This window comes from Pseudomonas cavernae (genome assembly GCF_003595175.1).
Lineage (GTDB): Bacteria > Pseudomonadota > Gammaproteobacteria > Pseudomonadales > Pseudomonadaceae > Aquipseudomonas > Aquipseudomonas cavernae.
In genome coordinates this window covers 483,710-505,534 of the sequence record NZ_CP032419.1, presented here as the reverse complement: position 1 = coordinate 505,534, position 21,825 = coordinate 483,710, and the positions used below count along the sequence as shown (strand labels likewise).

Annotated in this window: 18 protein-coding genes and 1 pseudogene; 4 read left to right on the top strand and 15 right to left on the bottom strand. The window is 65.0% G+C overall.

The window, feature by feature from the left end:
• Positions 1 to 49 precede the first annotated feature (49 nt).
• The 8 genes from D3880_RS02285 to D3880_RS02250 form a co-directional block, all read right to left on the bottom strand.
• Complete coding sequence (locus tag D3880_RS02285; RefSeq protein WP_119891922.1) at positions 50 to 2,488, bottom strand: efflux RND transporter permease subunit; 2,439 nt, start codon at positions 2,486 to 2,488, stop codon at positions 50 to 52.
• On the bottom strand, positions 2,485 to 3,567 hold the full coding sequence (locus tag D3880_RS02280; protein WP_119891921.1) for a WD40/YVTN/BNR-like repeat-containing protein: 1,083 nt from the start codon (positions 3,565 to 3,567) through the stop codon (positions 2,485 to 2,487). The genes D3880_RS02285 and D3880_RS02280 overlap by 4 nt, the downstream gene beginning before the upstream one ends.
• A gap of 405 nt (positions 3,568 to 3,972) precedes the next feature.
• Complete coding sequence (locus tag D3880_RS02275; protein WP_119891920.1) at positions 3,973 to 5,337, bottom strand: DUF1329 domain-containing protein; 1,365 nt, start codon at positions 5,335 to 5,337, stop codon at positions 3,973 to 3,975.
• Positions 5,338 to 5,372: 35 nt separating this feature from the next.
• A complete protein-coding gene (locus D3880_RS02270) occupies positions 5,373 to 7,061 on the bottom strand; it encodes a DUF1302 domain-containing protein (RefSeq protein WP_119891919.1) in 1,689 nt (562 codons plus the stop codon).
• A gap of 91 nt (positions 7,062 to 7,152) precedes the next feature.
• Complete coding sequence (locus tag D3880_RS02265) at positions 7,153 to 8,625, bottom strand: NAD-dependent succinate-semialdehyde dehydrogenase (RefSeq protein WP_119891918.1); 1,473 nt, start codon at positions 8,623 to 8,625, stop codon at positions 7,153 to 7,155.
• A 10-nt stretch (positions 8,626 to 8,635) separates the two neighbouring features.
• Positions 8,636 to 9,655, bottom strand: coding sequence for a dihydrodipicolinate synthase family protein (locus tag D3880_RS02260; RefSeq protein WP_119891917.1), 1,020 nt, complete (start codon positions 9,653 to 9,655; stop codon positions 8,636 to 8,638).
• 26 nt (positions 9,656 to 9,681) lie between these two features.
• Entirely contained in the window at positions 9,682 to 10,710 is a 1,029-nt protein-coding gene (locus tag D3880_RS02255) for an ornithine cyclodeaminase family protein (RefSeq protein WP_119891916.1), read from the bottom strand.
• Positions 10,711 to 11,036: 326 nt separating this feature from the next.
• Positions 11,037 to 11,741, bottom strand: coding sequence for a glutathione S-transferase N-terminal domain-containing protein (locus D3880_RS02250; RefSeq protein ID WP_238474394.1), 705 nt, complete (start codon positions 11,739 to 11,741; stop codon positions 11,037 to 11,039).
• A 287-nt stretch (positions 11,742 to 12,028) separates the two neighbouring features.
• Here D3880_RS02250 and D3880_RS22595 point away from each other — a divergent pair, with 287 nt between their 5' ends.
• Positions 12,029 to 12,292: a hypothetical protein gene (locus D3880_RS22595; protein WP_162934923.1), complete on the top strand. Its 264-nt coding sequence runs from the start codon at positions 12,029 to 12,031 to the stop codon at positions 12,290 to 12,292.
• Positions 12,293 to 12,316: 24 nt separating this feature from the next.
• Here the strand turns inward: D3880_RS22595 and D3880_RS02245 are convergent, their stop codons facing one another.
• Entirely contained in the window at positions 12,317 to 13,294 is a 978-nt protein-coding gene (locus tag D3880_RS02245) for a hypothetical protein (RefSeq protein ID WP_162934922.1), read from the bottom strand.
• 142 nt (positions 13,295 to 13,436) lie between these two features.
• Here D3880_RS02245 and D3880_RS02240 point away from each other — a divergent pair, with 142 nt between their 5' ends.
• A complete protein-coding gene (locus D3880_RS02240) occupies positions 13,437 to 14,315 on the top strand; it encodes a competence protein CoiA family protein (RefSeq protein WP_162934921.1) in 879 nt (292 codons plus the stop codon).
• Between the two features lie 103 nt (positions 14,316 to 14,418).
• On the opposite strand, the gene D3880_RS02235 is transcribed toward D3880_RS02240, so the two are convergent.
• The 3 genes from D3880_RS02235 to D3880_RS02225 are packed head-to-tail and all read right to left on the bottom strand — an operon-like array spanning position 14,419 to position 17,658.
• Positions 14,419 to 15,771, bottom strand: a complete 1,353-nt coding sequence (locus D3880_RS02235) for a glutamine synthetase family protein (protein WP_119891912.1) — start codon at positions 15,769 to 15,771, stop codon at positions 14,419 to 14,421.
• A gap of 23 nt (positions 15,772 to 15,794) precedes the next feature.
• The gene (locus D3880_RS02230; protein ID WP_119891911.1) at positions 15,795 to 16,352 is read right to left on the bottom strand and encodes a helix-turn-helix domain-containing protein; all 558 of its coding nucleotides are present in this window, start codon (positions 16,350 to 16,352) and stop codon (positions 15,795 to 15,797) included.
• Between the two features lie 16 nt (positions 16,353 to 16,368).
• Positions 16,369 to 17,658, bottom strand: a complete 1,290-nt coding sequence (locus D3880_RS02225) for an NAD(P)/FAD-dependent oxidoreductase (protein ID WP_119891910.1) — start codon at positions 17,656 to 17,658, stop codon at positions 16,369 to 16,371.
• 243 nt (positions 17,659 to 17,901) lie between these two features.
• Between D3880_RS02225 and D3880_RS02220 the strand changes: the two genes are divergently transcribed.
• On the top strand, positions 17,902 to 18,801 hold the full coding sequence (locus D3880_RS02220; RefSeq protein ID WP_119891909.1) for a LysR family transcriptional regulator: 900 nt from the start codon (positions 17,902 to 17,904) through the stop codon (positions 18,799 to 18,801).
• A gap of 327 nt (positions 18,802 to 19,128) precedes the next feature.
• Positions 19,129 to 19,788 (top strand): endonuclease, encoded by a 660-nt coding sequence (locus D3880_RS02215; RefSeq protein ID WP_119891908.1) that lies wholly within the window; start codon positions 19,129 to 19,131, stop codon positions 19,786 to 19,788.
• A 104-nt stretch (positions 19,789 to 19,892) separates the two neighbouring features.
• On the opposite strand, the pseudogene D3880_RS23290 reads toward D3880_RS02215, so the two are convergent.
• From D3880_RS23290 to D3880_RS02200, 3 genes and pseudogenes are all read right to left on the bottom strand, one after another.
• A pseudogene (locus D3880_RS23290) lies at positions 19,893 to 20,168 on the bottom strand (DoxX-like family protein); the annotation flags it as partial.
• Between the two features lie 5 nt (positions 20,169 to 20,173).
• Positions 20,174 to 20,635, bottom strand: coding sequence for a DUF2269 family protein (locus D3880_RS02205; protein WP_119891906.1), 462 nt, complete (start codon positions 20,633 to 20,635; stop codon positions 20,174 to 20,176).
• On the bottom strand, positions 20,632 to 21,756 hold the full coding sequence (locus tag D3880_RS02200) for a saccharopine dehydrogenase family protein (protein WP_119891905.1): 1,125 nt from the start codon (positions 21,754 to 21,756) through the stop codon (positions 20,632 to 20,634). Before D3880_RS02200 ends, D3880_RS02205 begins: the two co-directional genes overlap by 4 nt.
• Positions 21,757 to 21,825: the final 69 nt, after the last annotated feature.

Genomic DNA, 21,825 nt, shown 5'->3' with positions numbered 1-21,825 from the left:
ACCTCCTCACTACTTATTCTTATTGGTCATGGGCCTTGCGACGGGTCGGCTAACGGCCCGCTCGCTCCAGCACCTGCGCGCCCACTTCGGTGGCCACGCCTGCTTGTTTCGTTTCCCGAGCCTGCCTGGGTTTCAACAGGAACACCGACAGCGCCGGCACCAAGACCAGAGCGCCGAGCATGTTCCACAGGAACATGAACGCCAGCAATGCGCCCATGTCAGCCTGGAACTTGATGGGGCTGGCCAGCCAGGTGGCGACGCCGAGCGACAGGGTGATCCCGGTCAGCATCACCACCTTGCCGGTAAAGATCAGCGAGCGGTAATAGGCCACCGACAGCGGCTGACCGCTCTTCAGCTGCACCAGCATCACCGACAGGATGTACAGCGCATAGTCGACACCGATGCCCACGCCCAGGGCGATCACCGGCAGGGTGGCCACCTTGACGCCCATGCCCAGGGCGACCATCAGCGCCTCGGCCAGCAGCGAGGTGAGCATCAGCGGCAGCACCGCGACGACCACCGCGCGCCAGGAGCGGAAGGTGATCAGCGCCAGCAGGGCGACGATGCCATAGACCAGCATGTTCATCTGCCGCCATGCGTCGCTTACCACCATGTTGGTCGCCGCCTCGATACCGGCGCTACCGGCCGCCAGGAGGAACTGCACCTCGTCGGTGTTGTTCTCCACCGCGAAGCGCTCGACGTGGTCGACGACGCGCGACAGGGTGGCGGCCTTGTGGTCGGCCAGATAGACGTACAGCGTCAGCAGCGAGCAGCTGTCGTCGTACAGCCCGCGCGGCGCACTGGCGGTGATGGTGTTGAGCATGTCCTGATTGGGCACGAAGTCGTACCACTTGGGATTGCCCTCGTTCAGCGCAGCACTCATGCGCCGGCTCAGCAGGGCCAGGGTATCGGTGCTCTCCACGCCGTCCAGCTGGCGCAGCTGCCACTCCAGGGCGTCGATCTTGTTCAGGGTTGCCTTGGCCGAGCAGTAGCCGGCGGGGGTCTTCACCATGACCGCCAGCACGTCGCTGGAGGCGCCGTAGCGGCTGTTCATGAAGGCCATGTCGCGGTTGTAGCGACTGTCCTGGCGCAGTTCCGGAGCGCCCGGATCGAGGTCGCCGATCTGCAGTTGGCTGGCGACGGTCCAGCCGGCACCGGCCAGCACCAGACTGCCGACAATCGCACCAATGGCCCAGCGCCGCTCGGTGAACCGATCAAGAATGCGCCACAGCGGATGCTTGGCCGCCCCGCTCTGGTCGGCATGCTCGGCGCGCAGGCTACGTTTGGCGGCCAGCGGCGAAACCCCGACATAGCTGAGGATCACCGGCAACAGGATCAGGTTGGTGAAGATCAGAATGCCGACGCCGATGGAGGCGGCCAGCGCCAGCTCGCGGATCACCTCGATGTCGATCACCAGCAACACGCCGAAGCCCACCGCATCGATCACCAGCGCCGCCAGGCCGGCACCGAACAGGCGACGGAAGGTCAGGCGCGCGGCAGTCAGCTTGCAGACACCGCGACCGACGTCCTGCAGGATGCCGTTCATCTTCTGCGAGCCATGGCTCATGCCGATGGCGAACACCAGGAACGGCACCAGGATCGAATAGGGATCGAGCGCGTAGCCCAGGGTCGGCAGCATGCCGAGCTGCCAGACCACGGCGATCAGCGAGGCGATAACCACCGCCGCGGTGGAGCGCCAGCAGCGGGTGAACCAGTAGAGCACCGCGCCGCTCAAGGCCAGGGTGATGACGAAGAACAGCAGCACGCTGCGCACACCGTCGATCAGATCGCCGATCAGCTTGGCGAAGCCGGTGATGTGCAGCTCGAAGCCACGCGCCTCGTACTTGGCCCGCAGCCCCTCGAGGGACGCCGCCAGCGCGGTGTAGTCCAGCGGCTGCCCTTTGGCATCGGCGGCCAACAGCGGCAGGAAGATCGCCGAGGAACGGAAGTCGTTGGCGACCAGGCGACCGATCTCGCCGGAACGCGCCAGGTTGGCCGCGAGTTGCTCCAGGCTGGCCTTTGATCCGTCGTAACCGGCCGGAATCACCGGCCCTCCCTCCAGGCCGTCCTCGGTAACGCCGGCCCAACGGGTCGACGGCGTCCACAGCGACTTCATCTGCATCCGGTTGACGCCGGGCGTCAGGAACAGATCGTCATTCAGCTCGCGCAGCGCCTCCATGTAGCTGGCGTCATAAATGCTGCCCTTGGGGTTAGCCAGGGCGACGCGCACGGCGTTGCCCAGGCCTACCAGATCCTTCTGGTGGGCGGTGAAGTTCTGGATGTAGGCGTGAGCCTGCGGAATCATCTTCTCGAAGCTGGCCGCCAGTTGTAGGTGGCGCAGCTGGCCGGCGAAGAACAGCGTGAGCAGTGCGCACAGCACCACGACGATCAGTCGGTGGTTGAAGATCGCACGCTCGACCAGCGAACCGGAGCGGGGGTCGAAATCGTCCATCGGGGTACGCTCCGGCGGGGTGACATTGAGGTTCATGGCTGCTCCTCCGTACCAGCGTTCAGCTGCAGCGTGGTCAGGCCGAGGTTGCTGAGCAGCACGACGCTTTGCGGATTGACCGGCAGGATGCCGTTGAGCGAGGGCATGGCCTGGCTGCTCAACTGCACCAGCCCGTCCCGTTGCAGACCGAGCACATGGCCGGCCTGGGTCACCAGATAGAGCGAACCGTCACGCCCCAGGGTCGAAGCGGTGAAGGAAGAGGCATCTGCGGCGTCCAGGCGCTGCCAGCTGGCGCCACCATCGCGGCTGCGCAGCAGGCTGCCCTTGAGGCCGGCGACAACGATGTCGCCATCGCCCGGTAGCTCGGCCGTAAACAGACTGCCCTGATAGGGAACTTCCAGGCGCTTGAAGCTGGCCCCAGCGTCCACCGAGCTCAGCACCAGACCGCGCTCGCCGGCGACCAGCAGCGCTTGGCCGCGCTGGCGCACGGCGTAGAGATGCAGGCCGGTGGGATTGTCCAGGCGCCCGCTCCAGGAGTTCCAGCTCTGCCCCATGTCCGGCGAGGCGAAGGCCATGCCGTAGGCACCGACCACCAGCAGTTGGCCGTCGGCACCGATGGCGGCATCGAGGAACGGCTTGTCCGGGCCCTCGTCGACCAGCAGCTGGGCGCTGGAGATCAACTGTTCGTCCTTGCTCGCCTGGGCGTCGCGCAGTGCCACTTCGGCCGCCCGGCGGCCATCCAAACGCTGTACCCAGGTCTCGCCACCATCGCCGCTGGTCAGCACCACGCCGGCGTGGCCGACCGCGACCCCCTGCTGGCCGGCGAAACGCACGGCGGTGAGCGTCACACTGACCGGCACGACAGCCTGGCGCCAGTGCGCCCCACTGTCGTCGGACAACAGCACCAGACCACGCTCGCCAACGGAAACCAGCCGACCACTGTCGGTGCGGGCAGCACCCAGCAGAACCGATTTTTCCGCCTGGCTGGAGGCCAGCGCCGCGCGGCTGGCAGGCTCGCCGACTTCGGCGGCCGGCACCGATGCGACGGCGCAGGCAGACAGTCCACACAGCACCGCCCCGAGCACGCCGCGGCGCGCCTTGTCGAATTTGCAGCTCATGGGCACATTGCCTCTTGTTGTTGTACGCCACAGTCGCGACTCCGACTGTTGTGAGCCGAGTGTATGGAGTGGCTCCGGCACCAGCTACGCGCCGGCCTTTAATTCAGTTATCTAGAAAATGCAGGGCTAGGAGCGCCGCATGCAGCCATGAAAAGGCCATGCCCCAGCGATGTGTTGCACCCCGCTTTTGTAGGGTGGGTTAGCCGCGTAGCGGCGTAACCCACCAGCGGTGCCTGCATGGACTCCGTGGCCAGGAGTTGGTGGGTTACGCCTACGGCTAACCCACCCTACGAACCTGCCCCCGCCGGATTGCATCCGGGCTATGGCATCTCCAGCACGTAACTAGGGCATTACCAATGAAAAAGGGGCCTTGCGGCCCCTTTCTGTACAGCGCTGCGCTCGACTTCAGCGCACGCTGCTGCCGGCCAGGCCGTCAGGCGAAAACACCTTGTCGTTGCCCATGTCCTTGAGCACGTAGTGCTTGGGCTTGGAGCCGTAGAGCTGGGCGACGAAGGCGGTGCCCGCCTGCAGGTCGTTGTAGCCGAAGCTGGCGATGGCGCTGCCCGGCAACTCCGGTACCGCGATCACCTGCGACCACAGGGTCCGCCACAGCTGGCCGTTGGCATCCCAGCGGTCGGCCAGTACGCAAACCCAGGTGTCTTCGTCGCAGTAGTAGCGGCTCTTGGCGGCCTGGTGGCGCTGACCGCTGCGCACATTGGCCTCGACCACCCAGACGCGGTGCTTCTCCCAGCGCACATAGTCGGGATTGAGGAAATGCCCCTTGATCGCGTCCTCGTCCTTACCCGCCTGCAACAGACGGTTGGCGTTATAGGGGACGAACATTTCCTGCTTGCCGATCAGTTTCCAGTCGAAGCGGTCCAGGCGACCGGTCCAGGTGTACATCTCGTCGAAGGTCATCACTCCGGCAGCAGCCGGGGTCGGCGTGTCGCAGCAGCCGTTGGGCAGCTTGCGCACGCGGCGCTGGCCCTTCAGGTAGACCCAGGTCTGCAGCTTGTCCGGATCGAGATACTCATGGGCCAGCAGCGCCTCGCCGGCGCGCAATGGCGGGCCGATGTTGCGGATCGCCACCTGCCAGAACGGCTTGCCCTCGCTATCGAACTGTTCGAGGCTGCTGCTCTGATCGTAGTACGGCAGCTGCTCGTTGAGTTCCGCGTCGGTGACCAGCACGGCGCGGCCATCGGCGAGAATCTGGTACCAGTTGTTGAAGTGCTGGAAGCGGGCGCCACGCCAGCGCAGCACATGGTTCCACATCACCTCCTCCGCGCTCTGCGGGATCGGATAGGGAATGCCGCCGTAGATGCCCTTGGGCACGCCCTTATCGAGCGTGCCGCGGGTGGCGTTGGCGAAGGTGTTGTCGTACACCCACTGCGGCGCAGCCGCGGTACGGTGCGTCGGGTAGACGTCGAGGCGGTAGTCCGGGTACTTCTTCAGCATCGCCTTGGTGCCCTCGGTGAGGTTGCCGGCGTACTGGTCGATGTTCTTCGCGTCGATCGAGAACAGCGGCTTTTCGTCCTTGAACGGATCGCCACGACGGCCGCCGGGCGTGTCGCCCGGCGTCGGCTTGGTCAGCCCGCCGGTCCAGGCGGGAATCGAGCCATCGGCATTGACGGCCTTCTCGGCGCCGAACGGCGTCAGGTCGCCGCTCTTCAGGCGCTGCGCCTGATCTGCCGGGACAGCGGCATGGACAGGCAGGGCGATAGCGCAGGCGAGCAACGCCAGGCCTGGTCCCAAGGCAAGAACCTTCTTCATAACTGTCTCCTCGTTCTAGTTTTTAAACGGCTGGATCAGAAGCTGCGGCGAACCGTGAAGGCGACGAAGTCGCGGTCGTGGCGAGCCTGCTGGTAGCTGTACGAATTGGTTTCATCCACGAAGGTGCCGGCCGGCCCGAAGAAGTGGGTGTAAGCCAGGTTGAGGTCCCAGGTGCTCATGTACAGGCCGCTGACGCCGATGGTGAAGTCACCACCGTTCTCCGGCGGAACCGCCGCCGGGCCAAGCGGGTTGCGCGAGCCGTCGGGGGTAAAGCCGACGCCCATCGGCACACTGATGTCCCAGCCGACCAGGGCCTGGCGGTACATCGGCTCGAACACCGCACGCATCGACCAGGAGTCGCGGGTGATGTTGGGGTCCAGAGCGGCGACGCCGGCCGGCGTGTCGTCGCAGTTCTGCTTGCACTTGAGCAGGCGCGTCCAGGCCAGCTCGGCGACCAGATTGGCCTCGTTCCACAGCGCGGTGCGCGGCACGCTCCAGATGGTGGAGAGGTTGACGTGGGCGGTATCGCCAACGGCGTAGGCCGGATGATCGCGGTTGTCCGGTGCGGCAGCGCCCAATGCCGAGGCATCGACGGCATGGGTGGTGGCCAGCGACTGGTCCTTGCGAATCGAGGTCTCCATGGCCAGGTTCAGGTCGCCGAAACTACGGCTGGCGCTGAAACCATAGAGCTGGGTGTCCTCCTGATAGGCCAGGTAGTAGCCAGTCGGCAGTACCGGACCGAACGGGCCGAACGGCTGCCCCAGCTCGGTGACCTGCTGGAAGTCCTTGTCGTGGAAGCGCAGGGCGTAGAAGCCCAGGTCGAACTCACCAACCTGCCAGCGTAGCTGCACACCGAACTGGCCTTCGTCCTTGGCATCCTGATCGGAGCCACGAAGGGCGGAGAGACCCGTGACCGGATCGAGCACCAGGCGCTCGGCACCGTCGCCAACGATGTCGGACACCGAGAAATAACTGCCGGATGCCGGGATGCGATTGTGCACATAGCGGAACTGGTAGTACGCGCCGAGCGACAGGCCGTCGGTGAGCTGCCATTGCGCCGAGACCTGTGGCACCGGCAGGACGAACTCCTTGGCCTCGGCAGTCGGGTCGTCGAGCAGGCGGGTGACATCGAACGGGCTCTGCGCACCGGCCACCGCGTTGTTGGCGAAGAACAGGCTCTCGCCCCAGACCAGCGAGTGCTGGCCGAGGCGGCCGGTCAGCTCGGTGTCGCCCAGTTGCAGGCGGCCGAAGACGAAGGCGTCGCGCAGCTCGACGTCACGGCCATGCTGGTCGCGGGTCGAGTCAGTGAACTCATCGAAGTCGCTGGAAAGCTGATTGGGAAAAGCGCCACCAGCGACGCCCGGGTTGTCGTTGTCGCGGTTGTAGACGGTGTCGTACCAACCCATGGCGCTGGCCCGCGCGCCGAAGCCGTTGGCGTGGACGATGTCGAGCTCGCTGAGCAGCTCGCCGCGGTTGGAAACCAGGCCGCTGCTGAAGTTCTGGTCGCCGTCGTCGAGGTTGGGATTTCTCAGCAACTCGCTCTCGCGATCCTTGACCCGAAACACAGCCGAATAGCGCAGCGAGTTGGTCCAATCGACCTTCAGGCCGTCCTCCGACTCCCAGCTGAACGTCGCCCAGCTCTGCGCGGGTGACAGGGCGCCGACCACCAGGACGGCTCCTAGGGCGGCGGGTAAACGAACGCACTTGCTCTTGCGAAGTGTCATGGCTCTACCTTCTTTTATGATTGTTCTGGATGCCACGTTGCGGTGAAGCGACCCGCCACCAAGGCGTGCGGCGGGCCGCCGGCTCCGGGTGTTACACGGGCGTCACTCCGTCCCAGCACAGGTACTTGATCTCGAGGAACTCATCGATGCCGTAGTGCGAGCCCTCACGGCCCAGACCGCTCTGCTTGATGCCGCCGAACGGCGCCACCTCGCTGGAGATCAACCCGGTGTTGATGCCGACCATGCCGGTCTCCAGCGCCTCGGCGGTGCGCCAGATACGCGCCGCGTCCTTGCTGAACAGGTAGGCAGCCAGGCCGAAGTCGGTGTCATTGGCCATCGCGATGGCCTCGGCCTCGTCACGGAAGCGCAGCAGCGGCATCACCGGACCGAAGGTCTCCTCGCGGGCGATGGTCATGCCGAGCGCCACGTCGGCGACCACGGTCGGCTCGAAGAAGGCCCCACCCAGCGCATGACGACGGCCACCGGCGAGCACCCGGGCGCCACCGGCCACGGCGTTCTGCAGGTGTTCCTCGACCTTGCCCACTGCGGCCTCGTCGATCATCGGACCGATCTGCACACCCGCCTCCAGGCCGTTGCCAACCTTGAGCTCGGCGGCGCGTGCAGCAAGGCGCGCGGCCAGTTGCTCATAGATGCCGTCCTGGATCAGCACCCGGTTGGCGGCGATGCAGGACTGTCCGGTGTTGCGGAACTTGGCGTTGAGGATGCCCTCCACGGCGAGATCCAGATCGGCGTCCTCGAAGACGATCAGCGGCGCGTTGCCGCCCAGCTCCATCGAGCATTTCTTGATCGTCTCGGCGGACTGCGCGAGCAGCACGCGACCCACTTCGGTGGAACCGGTGAAGGTGATCTTGCGCACCAGCGGATGGCCGGTCAGCACGTTGCCCACCGGACGGGTGGCGTTGCCGGTCACCACGCTGAACACCCCGGTCGGCACCCCAGCGCGCTGCGCCAGCTCGGCCAGGGCCAGGGCGGTCAGCGGCGTCTGGCTGGCCGGCTTGACCACCATCGAGCAGCCCGCAGCCAGTGCCGGGCCGGCCTTGCGGGTGATCATCGCCGCCGGGAAGTTCCACGGGGTGATGGCCGCGCACACGCCGATCGGCTGCTTCAGCGCGACGATCCGCTGGCTGTCCTTCGGCGCCGGGATCACGTCGCCACGCACCCGCTTGGCTTCCTCGGAGAACCACTGCAGGAAGGAGGCGGCGTAGTCGATCTCGCCACGCGCCTCGGCGAGCGGCTTGCCCTCTTCCAGGGTAATCAGGGTCGCCAGGTCTTCCTTGTGCTCGACCACCAGCTGGTACCAGCGGTTGACGATCTCGGCGCGCTGCTTGGCAGTGACCTTGCTCCAGCGCTGGAACGCCTCGTGGGCCGACTCGATGGCGAACTCGGTCTCGGCTTCCCGGCACACCGGCAGCTCGACCAGCACCTCGCCGGTCGCCGGGTTGCGCAGGGCGTACTTGCCGTGCGCGGTCTGCTCGACCCACTGACCGTTGATGAAGGCGGCCTGGCGGAACAGCGATTTGTCTTTCAACAGATCCATGCTCATTGCCTGGCCCTCAGCACGGGAAACGGCCGATCAGGAACTGGCTGTCGTCGTCCGAGGTGCACTCGAGCTTCGAAGCCATCAGCCCCTGACGCAGGGTTTTCATCATGCGATCCGGGATGCGGGCAACCGGGGCACGCAACGGGCCGCCGTTGAAGCCGGCGAGCCAGTCCATGTACTTCCAGTGCGCGCGGTTGATGTAGTTGGAGCCGGGCATGTAGGCGCCGGTGGCGGCACCGACGGCGGCGCGCGCAGGCTGCGCCTGCCAGTACAGCTGCATGGCCTCTTCCCACTTGCCGTTGCGGGCCAGGTCGAAGGTCTTGGTGAAGTGGTCGCCCATCCACTGCGTGTAACTGGTGCCGGAGAACTGCAGGTCCATGAATTTCATCAGCGGGATGATGTCGCTCTCGATCGGGCAGCTGATCACCGTTTCCTTGCCGAAGCGGTGATAGGTCTCGATCAGCCCGGCAACATGCGGGAAACCCTGCTCGGCCTTGATCGCCACGATGTTCGGGCACTCGTCGAGCAGGCGACGGATCAGCTCGGGCGACATGCCCTGCGGGTGCACGCGCTCGAAGCCCCACAGCGGGATAGGGAACAGCATCACCGCCAGGTCGGTGGCATCGCAGAAGGTCTTGGTGTAGTCGTAGATCTCCTGCTCGCTGGTCGGCCAGAAGTTCGACGGGTAGGACAACAGGACGATATCGGCACCGGCCTTCTCGGCCAGCTTCACCGCCTCGATGTTCTCGGCCAGGGTGCCGAAGCCGGCATGGAAGAACAGACCCAGCTTGTCGCCGGTGGTGTCCTTGGCCCAGGCGGTGAACTGCGCGTTCTCCTCCGGGGTGATCGCCACTTCGGTGCACAGCAGGGTGTAGGTGAAGCCCAGGTCGGAGACCTTCTGGATGTCGTGGCGGATGCCCTGCTCGTTCAGGCGCTTGAGGTCGGCGCTGTAGCTGGGGATGGTCACACCCGAGCAGCCGACCAGCATCTCGCTGGCCCAGGCACGGGCGTCTTGGCGTTTGTAGTTGGCCATTTTTGTTGCTCTCCTAGTGCAATGCTTCAGCGGTCGATCGTCACGACGCCCGCTGGGATCAATTGGTATTGGTTGCTGGCCAGCGCTTCGCGCAGCAGCATCTCGGCGGTCACCACGTCCTGTAGGGCCGTGCCGACCGACTTGTAGATGACGATGTCCGCCGCCGAGCCGCGGGCCGGCACCTTGCCGGACACCACCTCGTCGAGGCCGACGGTCTTGCTCGCCAGGTCGACGCCCTCCGCCACGGCCACCAGCGAGTCGCCGGTCTCGTGCAGGACCTCTTCGGGCATGTCGGCGATGATCAGAGTGGCGCGCGCCATGCACACCACATCCAGCTCGCGCTGCTCAGGCAGGGTGGAGCCGATCGACAGCACGATCATTCCGGGCTGCAGCCAGTCCCCCAGCAGCACCGGGGACTCATCTCGGCTGCGCGCGGCGCAGATCACCACGTCGACATCACGGATAGCCGCCTGCGGACTGTCGACGGCCTCCATGTACAGGCCATTGGCGGTGCGGAAGGAGTCGGCAAATTTCTCGCGGCTGGCCGGCGTCGGGCTGAACACCCGAGCCAGCGACACCTCGCGCACGGCCGACAAGGCGGTGAGCATGCTGCGCGCCACCGACCCCGAACCGATCACGCCCACGCGCAGTGGGCCGTTCGGCATCACGGCGTTGACTGCGACCACGGCGGTGGCGGCGGTACGCAGGTCGGTGATGCGATTGCCGTCGACCAGTGCCGCCAACTCCATGGTGCGCTGGTCGAACAGGGAGATGAGGTAGCTGGCGCGCTTGATCTTCGGCGAGGCCGCGATCAGCTTGCAGCCCATGTAGTCGCCCGACGGCGAAACCGCACACAGGCTTCTCAGCCAGAAACCATCACCACGCGCCATGATGCGCGGCGGCACCATCATCGGAGTGATCGGCTTGGCATAGGCATCGGCAAGCGCCGCCACCACCTTGGGCCAGGTCGCCAATTGCGCAACGTCCGAGTCCCTGATGAAGGGGGTAGAAATCTCAACATTGGTGTTCAGATTGATGTGTACTGCCGCGTCCATAGAGTCCTCCACTTGCGTTGGAGCGGAGTCTATGAACTGCCCCCGGGCTGAGCTACGCGAGCCAACCCAATTCAGTTATCTATAAAATGAGGGGCTGTGAGGCGGGCCTGAACAGAGCCATCCGCACACCGCGAGCAGCCGGTTTGCGGGCCTTCGGGTCCAGGTGAACGGACGGAGAAAGAGCCGGGCACGCACAGTTGCGCGCCGGCCAAGAGGGGCGCCGTATCGACTAGCCATGCCGGCGCAAGAGCCTTTATCCAGCGGGATGAATAACGCAAAGAGCGAAGGCGCCGAAAACGGCACCCGCCCTTTGCGTTAGCGCAGGCTCAGCGCGCGGCTTCGAAATCCAGCGCCTGCCGGGTCGCCGGGCGAGCCTGGAAGGCGGCCTGAAGCCGGGCCAGATTGTGCAGATCGGCGAAGCGCTCAGTATTCCCCAGACGCGGCAGCCAGCTGACGAACATGCACAGGTAGAGATCGGCGATGGTGTAGCGCTCTGCCACCAGCCACTGGCGCCCCTGCAGATGACGGTCGACATGAGCCAGGGCCAGATACAACTGTTCGATGGCCTGGGCACGAATACCCGGATGCACGCTCGCATCGGCCGAGTAGCGATCCGGGCGAAAGAACGGCCTGAAGCAGCCGGCATGTACGTCAAAGGTCAGATAACCGATCCAGCTCTGGATCTGCGCTCGCTCCGGACTGCCGACCGCGGCAAACAGGCCGCTGTCCGGCTTGAGGTCGGCCAGATAAGGCAGGATCGCGCTGTTCTCGGTGATCAGTGTGTCTTCATCGACCACCAGTGCCGGCACCCTGCCCAGAGGGTTGATTCGGTGGATCGGCGAATCCGGCGTCCGCAACGGAACCATCTCAATCCCGATCGGCAGATCCAGCTCACGCAACAGAATGTGGGCAGCCTGCGCGCAGGTACCTGGAGTGATATAGAGAACGCTCATTGATAACTCCCAGAAGCAGGCCCGACGAAACTTCGACGGGCTCTGCGGGTAAAGGAAATGCAGCAGTCGAAAGAACATCCGGACACTCGCCGGCCAGGTGTGGATTTCCAGTGAGTGGCATGTTCTAGAGCCACAACCCGCGGAAATCGTTGCTACATGACAGAGAGCCATACAGCCGCTAGGGAACCGCCGCCAGGCAGGTGGCACCGCCACGACGATGTAGGGTGGGCAAGCAGTCATCAAGGAGAAGTCTTCTGGCCCCGAGACAGACCGGAATAAACCGACTGCAGCAACTTGCTCAACTTAGGCTTTTGTATGAGTGCTACATAGCTGACGGTCTGGAAAGCAGATATGAAAAAAACAGCGTGTGCCTGATTGAACGAAAAGCAGCACGCCTTGGGCGCGTCTCAAAGAAGATCGCTCTCGTCACATTCACCCGGAAAGCCCCGGTGCGCGAAAGCGGCTGGCCGACCAATCCGATCACCTTCGGCACCCAGCGCACCGCCGAAGATTGGGTGCTGCGACACGTCATTCATATGTGTCGCAGGCAACGACATGAGCGCGCAATGCGGCGCCATTTCCCGGCTAAAGCGACATGTTTCGTTGACCTGCCGCTGACTGCGGCATAAGGCAAGCACCAGACAAACCGCGGATCAGGCCAGTGATGGCCCGATATAGGCCCCCGTCAGCCGCGCCCGGTCAAAACTGAATACATGCGCGTGTGGGCTCTCACTGCAGCGCCCGACCAATGGCAGCTTGTGCTCCGGCCTACCCGGCATCAGCAAAACTCGACCGCTGCAGAGCGGGCAATCGCCGCTGAAGCGGATAAAGCGTGTCCATTGATGCTTCTCGCTATCCCGGTGCATTTCCAGCTCGGCGGAGTCCTCCCAGAGTGAGAGCAAGGAGACAGGCGTCTTCACTACGCGGTCATCCACCAACTGTATCCAGGGGCGGTAAAAGTCCCGCCACACAAACCAGGCGCCCAGGCAAAAGAATGCCGACGCCCCCAATTGGCGCAATGTAAGAGTCTGATCGGTACTCGAAACACCCCAAAGCCCGGTCAACAACCAGAGCGCCAATAGCGTGACCCCGAACAGCACCGACACCAGCAGGGACAGCCCACGCCAGCTGCGATTTCTCAGCTCGCCATTTTGGAATAACCATCGCAGCAGCCAAGACGGCTTGACCTCGCCAGCCTCAGTGCGTCGATACTCAACCTTGCCCCATTGCCGGAGCTCCTCCTGGCCGGCCAAATCCTGTGGAATCGAGGTGACGGCAAGCCAGTAACACCGCTGAATGCCTTTCCCTCCTTTCCCTTCGTTGGCGCATATGGCTGGCATCTGATCCAGCCCGACACGCCGAAGCCGGTCGACCAACGATGTCTGCCGTGACTCCAGGAAGGCCTCCAGCATCCCTGGCCTCAACCAGATCGCCGGATCCAGCGTTTCTGCCTTTGCCTTGCCCTCACAGTGCAACAGCAAGGAGGGCCGCTCAAAAGTCTGCCGCTCCGTTTTCCCTTGTTCGAGCGCCGAGATCGTGGCGCCCACCATGAATTGCAGAATTCGATACGCCTTGTTATCCGCCGGCCTCTCGTGCAACTCAGCCGCAAGGCAATGCATCACTTCCAGCACTGGCATCTCCCTAACGCCCGAAACCAAAGGGCTACAGCTTTATCCGGAACCCCTACGAACCCCTTTGCGCAGGGTTGGGGGGAGGTTTCATCCCGCTCGAATCATGACTCTTGGCGCCGTCTTCATACCAGAGGGAACCCCCATGAGCATGTTCGTAGCGCTAGACCAAAACGGCCGCCTGATCAGCATCGAAGAAGCCCTGCGCGGGCTTGCCTGCAACTGCACCTGTGTCTCCTGCGGCGAGGCTGTGATAGCCCGCAAGGGCCTGATCCGCGAGCACCATTTCGCCCACTACTCCAACAAAGAAAGCTGCTCGATCCAACGCGAAAGCCTCCTTCACCTGTACGCCAAGGAGCTCATTCGCGACAACCTTGGATTGCAGCTGCCCCCGATGCCAGACGCCTATCCAGCCAGCGATGATCCCACCAGTTGGTGGGATTTCGTAGAAGTGGAAACAGAAGTACCCCAGGCAGGCTTTCAGCCAGACCTGGTAGCGCACTTAAAAGATGGCACCCAACTGTTCATCGAGGTCGCGGTCACCTCGTTCATCGGCGAGGAAAAGCTGGAGCGGATCAAAAGCGCCGGCAGCAAGACCGTCGAGATCGACCTACGCGAGTTGCTCTACCGCAAGCTGCCCATCCCCTCCGAGGAGGTGAAGTCGCAGATCCTGGAGCACCTGCCCAACAAGACGTGGATCTATCCGGAAACCCCGCCAATCGCCATCCCGCTCTCCAGCACCTCGCCATCAGCCTCGATGCCAGCACCCACTGGCGGGCCCGCGCCGAAGTGCATCGAACATCGGTTCACCGTGATGGGCATGTGGGTATCGGCCAGGATTCTGCAAAGCGGGTCAATCGCCGTCCGCTCCTGGTCATTCAACCCACAAATCGCAGCACTGCTCAGGACCTGGCGTGACGAGCTGGGCGGCGAATACCAGAAAAAATACAAGAGCTGGACCTACTCCCCGCTCGCCAGGGAAGAGGTGCTGTCCCGTCTCCAGCAACTGAACGAACAGCGTTAATTTGCTCGCCCGGCCTCTCCCACATGGGGAGGGGCGCGAGCCGCTTAACTGAAGCGCATTGCGCTGATGCCGGACTTTTGCGTTTCTGCACGCATCCCTTCGCTCAGAGGAACCAGCGGTACTCGCGGGCGTTGATCTCCTGCATGAACGCCAGGTGGTCCTGGCGCTTGTTTTCGCAGTAGACCATGACGAATTCCGCGCCGAGGCCCGCCTGCACCTGCGGGTGGTCCTGCATCGCGGCGACCGCGCTGAGCATGTCCTGGGGGAAGTCGATGCCGCTCTGGCGGTTGTCGTTGAGCGGGGCGATCGGTTCGCGGCCGGCATCCAGGCCGTGCTCCATGCCGGTGAGGATGGCGGCCAGGACCAGGTAGGGGTTGGCGTCGGCGCCGGCCAGGCGGTGTTCGATGCGCAGGTTGCGGCCATCCGATTCGGGGATGCGGATGCACGCGTCGCGGTCCTCGAAGCCCCAGCTGGCGCGGCTGGCGGCGTTGACCATGGCGCCGTAGCGGCGGAAGGCGTTGTGGTTGGCGGCGAAGATCGGCATGCAGTGCGGCAGCAGCTCCAGGCAGCCGGCCACCGCATGGCGCAGCGGACGCTGCTCGTCGGCCGCCAGCAGGTTGTTGCCGGCCGCATCGTAGAGGCTGACGTGCACGTGCATGCCGCTGCCCGGCGCATGCAGGTAGGGCTTGCTCATGAAGCTGGCGCGGTAGCCATGCTTGAGAGCCACGCCGCGGGTGCTGCGGCAGAACAGCGCGGCCCAGTCGGCGGCGCGCAGGCCGTCGTCGCAGTGGCCGAAGTTGATCTCGAACTGGCCGGGGCCGAGTTCGGCGGTGATCACGTTGGCGTCCACGCCTTGCTCGCGCGCGGCCTCGACTGTTTCGTGCAGTACGCCGGAGAAGCGCGACAGGCGCTCGATATGCATGTTCGGCTGGTCGTCTTCATCATCGCAGAGCGGGTCGCGCGGGAATTGCGGCAAGCCGTCCTGCAGCTTGCGGTCGAACAGGTAGAACTCCAGCTCGAAGGCCACCACCGGGCGGATGCCGCGCCGCTCCAGGCGCTTGAGCACCTGCGCCAGCACCTCACGCGGCTCAAACTCGATCGGCGCTTCGGTGCCGTCCGAGCTGATCAGCATTTGCCCGAGCGGCTGGCCTTCCCAGCGCACCGGCTTGAGGGTGCCGGGGATCAGGCGGCGCGGCGCGTCCGGGTCGCCGTCGTTGAAGCAGTAGTCGCCGATCGGGTGCAGGCCGCCCTGCACGCCGAGCAGCACGCAGTTCTGCGGGATCTTCAGGGGGCTGCCGGCGGCGACCTTCTCGAGCATCTCCACCGGGTAGCGCTTGCCGTAGAAGTGCCCGGGAATGTCCAGAGAGATCAGGTCGACATAGCGCACCTCGGGGTATTGCGCGCGGAAGGCCCGCACTTCGCTGAGCAGGTCGGGAAAGCTGGTGGTCGTGGTCATGGCTGCAGTCCTGCGGGCTTGGATCAAGTGAAGACCCAGAGCACGCGCGTCGGTTGGTCGGTGAGGTTGGCGTAGCGGAATTGGGTATGCGGCGGCAGCTGGAAACTGTCGTTGGGGAACAGGGTCACCGGCTGCTCGTCGCCGTCGAGCCAGATGCTCAGTTCGCCCTCGAGGACGAAGCCGCCCTGCTCGTCGCTGTCGTTCAAGTGCCCTTCGCCGCTGCTGGCGCCGGGGGCCAGATGGCTTTCGAGCATGGAGAAGCCCGCCGCCATGCCCGGCGACGCCAGCACATCGGTGATACCGCCACCGTAATAGAGCGTGCGCCGTTCGCCGGGGCGGGTCACCCAGGGCAGCGCGCGCGGCTTGCTCAGGCTGTAGAAATAGGTGGTCGGCACGCCCAGTGCCGCGCTGATCGCAGTGAGGTCGGCCACGGTCGGCCGCGACAGGCCGCGCTCGACCTGGGACAGGAAGCCCACCGAGCGGCCGATCTGGTCGGCCAGGGCGCCGAGGGTCAGGTTCTTGTGCTTGCGCAGGTCGCGGATGAGGATCGCCAGACCTTCGATTTCTTCCTGCATGTCCATGCCGGTTCTCCTCTTGTCAGAGCGCATCGCGCAGGCGGTACCAGGCCTTGCCGATGGCTTCCAGCGGCGCCGCCAGCAGTTGCCCGCCGGGGAAGCGGCCGTTGTGGATGGATTGATAGAGCGTCAGCAGCTGGTCGTCGCCGAGGATGGCGTCGGCCACCGCGCGGGCGCCGGCCAGGGTCGGCAGCACGCCGTGGCCGGAATAGCCCTGCAGCCAATAGCGCTGGCCTTGGCGGCCGATGTCCGGGGTGCGCCGACGGCTGACGTCGATATGCCCGCCCCAGGCGAACTCCAGCGCCACTCCGCGCAGCTGCGGGAACACCCGTTCGAGGAACGGCCGGGTCGCGGCGGCGATGTCCTTCGGCAGGCCACCGAGGTAGGTGCAGCCGCCGCCGAACAGCAGGCGCTGGTCCGGAGTGCGGCGGAAATAGTCGAGCACGAACTGGTTGTCGGTGACGCAGCTGTTCTGCGGCAACAACGCCTGCGCCAGTTCCGGCGCCAGCGGCGCGGTGGCCACCTGGTAGGTGCCGACCGGCAGCAGGCGGCTGGCCAGCCGGGGGTCGAGCTTATCGATGTAGGCGTTGCAGGCCAGCACCAGCACATCGGCGCGGATACGCCCCTGCGGCGTTTCCACCAGGTACTGCCCCGCTTCTTCGCGGTAGCTCAGCGCCCGGCTCTGCTCGTGGATCACCCCACCGGCGCGCTCGATCGCCTCGGCCAGGCCGAGAGCCAGCTTGAGCGGATTGAGGTGGCCGCTCTCGGGATCGTACAGGCCGGCCTGGTAGCGCTCGCTGGCGACCCAGGCGGGCAATTCGCTGCGCGGCACGAAACGCAGCTGGTCATGCCCCCACTTGTGGCCGGCCTCGGCCTGCCACTCGTGGAGCATGCCGACCCGCCGCGGCAGCACCGCGGTCCACAGGTGACCGGGGCGGTAGTCGCAGTCGAAGCCGTGCCGGTCCGGCAGCGCGCGCAGTTCGGCGGCGGCCCAGCGCATGCTGTCCCACAGCCGCCGCGCGCGTTCGTGGCCGAGGGCGGCCTCCAGCGGCGGCATGTCGCACGACCAGCCGAGAATCGCCTGGCCGCCGTTGCGCCCGGATGCCGCCCAGGCCACCCGACTGGCCTCCAGCAGGGTCACCCGCTTGCCGGCCAGCGCCAGGCGCAGGGCGGTATGCAAGCCACTGAAGCCGGCGCCGATGATCAGCACCTCGGTGCGCTGCTCGCCCTGCAGGGCCGGGCGCTCGCGCAATTGCGCGCGGCAACTGTGGGCGTAATAGCTGGCGGTATGGCTGGTGGACTGCTGGAACATGAAGGCCCGTGAAAATATTATTTCGATATTTCATGAAAAAATATCACTTAAATTTCACAAAGGCAAAGACTTCCATCCTCTCGCCATGTCACCCGGGCGCTCTCGTGCACCGGCAAACCGGTGAATCGGCTAAGTCGCAGCTGCTTGGTTGTTTGGTGGCGTGTCTGCGGCGCCGGCTATCACTTATTGACAGGATGAACTGTGCTAGCTTGCCATCGCCGCCCATCAATGTTTGGAGCCAGCATGCTCAACCAGCTACGCGACCTCGACCTGCAACTGCTGCGCCTGTTCGTCACCGTGGTGGAGAGTGGCGGCTTCAGTGCCGCACAAGGCGAGCTGGGGATCGGCCAGTCGACCATCAGCACGCAGATGGCCAAGCTGGAAACCCGTCTGGGTTTTCGCCTGTGCGAGCGCGGCAAGGCCGGCTTTCGCCTGACGCCCAAGGGCGAGCAGGTGCTGCAGGCCACGCACAAGCTGTTCGCCGCCATCGAGGCGTTCAAGGGCGAGGCCCAAGGCATGGCCGACAAGCTGCTCGGCGAACTCCGCATCGGCCTCTCCGAGGCCCTCGATGCACGGGTGCTGGAACGTTTCGGGGCCGCCATCGGGCGTTTCCGCCAGCGCCATCAGGCGGTGCAGATCGAGTTACTCAGCGCCATGCCGGCCGAACTGGAGCGCCGCCTGCTGCAGGATCAGCTGCATCTGGCGATCGGCTACTTTTCCGGCAACCAGACTGCGCTGGACTACCAGCCGCTGTTTCGCGAGGAACAGTTGCTGTACTGCGGCCAAGGCCACCCGCTGTTCGCCCAGGCACGGATCAGCCGTGCCGAGTTGGACGCCCATGACTGCGTGCTGCATCCCTATCGTTTCATCAGCGTCGCCGAGCCCTATCAGGCCGGCAGCAGCAGCGCGCGCAGCGAACAGGTGGAAGGCTGCCTGGCATTCATCCTCTCCGGCGCGCATATCGGCTACCTGCCCCGGCACATCGCCGCGCCCTGGGAGGCGCGCGGTCAGCTGCGCGCGCTGCTGCCGGAGCAACTCGGCTTCGGCGTGCAGTTCCACCTCGGCAGCCATCGCGGCCGGCAGCCGAGCGAGGCCCAGCTGGCCTTCGTCGAGGATTTGCGTGCGGCCTTCGCCGAGACCTGACAAAGGCGGAGTGCGGAAAAAAGAAAACCCCGCCGAGGCGGGGTTTTGCAGACTGGATCCTGACATCCGTATCCTGACCTCCTTGGTCCATCCGCCATCCTGGCGGCATCCCTAAATCCTTGTTGGTGCTGGGCGCTTCCTGCGCGAGGTCCATGGTTGCAGATTAGCGGCGCCAAGCGGCGGGCGACAGCGGCGATTTCCGGCACATTTTGTAAGCCAAAGCCTACACGGCCACCAAGCGATTGGTCGGGTTCCATTGCCTGGCAGCCTCTTGCTAGACTCGCGCTGTCTGACAATCAAACAACAAGAAGCTGTCTAGGTGGTCACATGCGAGCCGTTGCGATTGCCCTTACCTGTCTGGCGGCGTGTGCCGCGCCCTGCGCCTTCGCCGGCGGCCAAGATCAGCTTGGCGACCCCAAGGCCGCCGTCACCCAAGTGTTCTGGCCGAAGCTCTACGGTAAAGGCGGCAACACCCTCTACTGCGACCAGCCGTTCAGCGGCGAGGGTAGCCAGTTCATCGCCAGCGCGGTGTACAGCAGCAAGCAGATCAAATCGGCGTTGCGCTGCCTGACGGAGAACCAGTGCGAGGTGGTCAACCCGCAGTTCCCCTACATGCTCGCCGATCTGCATAACCTCTATCCGGCGCTGAGTCGCGTCGAACTGGCGCGACGCAACGCCCAGTTCGGCGACGTCGGCGAGGGGGTGGCGAGCAAGTTCAGCGACATCGGCTGCGACCTCAAGGCCACCTTCCAGCTGATCGAGCCGCGCGACGCGGCCAAGGGCAACGTGGCGCGGGCGATCTTCTACATGCACTCCGAATACGGTCTGCCCATAGTCGGCCAGTTGCAGATGTACCAGCGCTGGAGCGAACTGGACCCGCCGGACGCCGCCGAGAAGACCCGCAACGACCAGATCGAGATGCTGCAGGGCAACCGCAACCGCTTCATCGACGAGCCGACGCTGGCCGCGAAGCTCGCGCAAGAATGATCCGGCACAACAAGCTGTAGTCGGCTGGCTGTCTGCTGCAGCAAATAGATCAGCGCCAGCAGCGGGATGTTCTTCGTCAGCGGGCCGAAGGGTTGCAGCCGGTAGCCCGGGTCGATGATCGAGAGCAGCAGCGTATACAGCACGACGACCGCAGCCTGTACGCGCAAGCAGACGCGCGGGGCCACCCCGGCCAGCAACCAGAGGCCCAGCAGCAGATCCAGAACAGCCCCACCATAGACACAGAGGTGCGCCGCGAAGCCGGCTATGCCTGCTCCGGCCAGGATGTCATAGCCGATCTGGCGGCCCTGGGTAACCGAAACCAGTGCCGTGGCCAGCCAGAGGAACGCCAGAGCGCACTGCGCGATAAGCCTGTACTGCACCTCCGTTACACCACCGGCAGGGGCTTGGCGATCATCAGCCAGAGCAAGACCAGAATGGCTGCGAAGGCTGGAATGCCCAGGGCAATCCAGCGCTTCATCAGCCGCTGGAAGTCGTCCCCTTGGCTATCGACCCCGGCGTGCGCCCTGAGCCGGTACTGGATGACGACCACCGGCAGCCAGCAACAGCCGATGAACACGAACAACCCCAGGGTCGCCATGAACCATGGCGAGTCATAGCGGTAACCCGTGACCTCCATCAGCAGCATGCCGCTAGCGAATTGCAGCACCACGGCGGGCGCGGTGAACACCCAGTCGGCGATAACCACCAGCCTTGCCGTGCCGACGATCAAGTGGCGGTTGCCGGAACGCGAGGCGAGCAGCATGAAGAAGGCGATCCCGGCGCCGGTACCGATCAGCAGCGTGGCGCCGAGGACATGCAGGTACTTGAGGATCAGATAACTGCTCATCGCACTACTCGGTGATAGATGCCGAGTTTGCCGGCCTCGGCATCGAACTCGGCAAGGCTGAACAGCCCGAGGCACGGCAGCGCGCCGCGCGCGCTGATCTCGCCGCGCAGCAGCTTGCTCGCGAGAATGATGGCCGACAGCGTGGGTATGTAGGGCCCTACGCCACGCTCGGCGTACAGGGTCCAGCACAGTTCTCGCTGCTCGGGGGCGGGGCCTCGGCCGCTGAGCTTGATGCGCATGCCGCCGACATCCGAACCGAACGCCATGAGCGGCTGGCGTGCCCGCAGGATCCGGCGGCTCCAGGGGGCCCAGTTGGCCACCCAGCGGTGTTTGACCAGCGCAGCCATGGCCAACATGCCGAAATGCAAGACGGGGAGTTCCAACCCGGCCTGGAACCGCACGCTGCGCACCCCGGGGTAGCGCTGCGGGAACAGCTCCAGGTCCGGAATGTCGATATTGGCCAGCCAGCGCCGCCCCACCGGTGCGCCGAAATCCACGCGCCGCGGATCCATCCAGCCGCGCCGCTCACGCCAGCAGCCATCTTGCAGGACTTCGAAGGGATGGCCGGTGTAGGACAGGATGCCCTTCAGCGTGGCCTCCCCCACCTCCGCCTGATTGCCTGGGGCGATGGCGAAGTCGATGGACTCCAGCGAAGTGAACTCCCCGCGGAAGTGCTCGATCACCGTCGAGGACAGGCCCGGCACCGAACTGGCGCCGCTGACCAGCAGCACGCCCCGAGCGGCCGCTTCTTGATCCAGGCTGTGGATGTCGCAGACGTAACGGCGGTCGTCGGCCAGGTCGATGCAGTGGGCGCCGACCTGGATGCAGGCGCGGGGCACGCGGTAGTCCTGGCCCTGGAACGGGCCGCTGGTGTGGATGACGAGGTCGGGAGTGAGCGCCGCGAGGTCGCCGGCGAAAGTAGCCGCGTCGATGTCCAACCGCGCGCCGAGCAGAACGCTACCAGGCGCCGCAAGCGGCTGCAGCTCCGCGCACAGCCGGGACGCCTGGCCGAGGTTGCGCCCGGCGATGATAAACTCGATGCCCGGGTGGGCCTTGCTGAGGTTTTCGGCGATGCGTTTGCCGAAGTTGCCATAACCGCCAAGAATCAACACTCTCGCCATCGAGCCGACCTCCCTGTCAGACGCCCCATGCTAAACAAAAAGCCCCGCATTCGCGGGGCTTTTGCATGA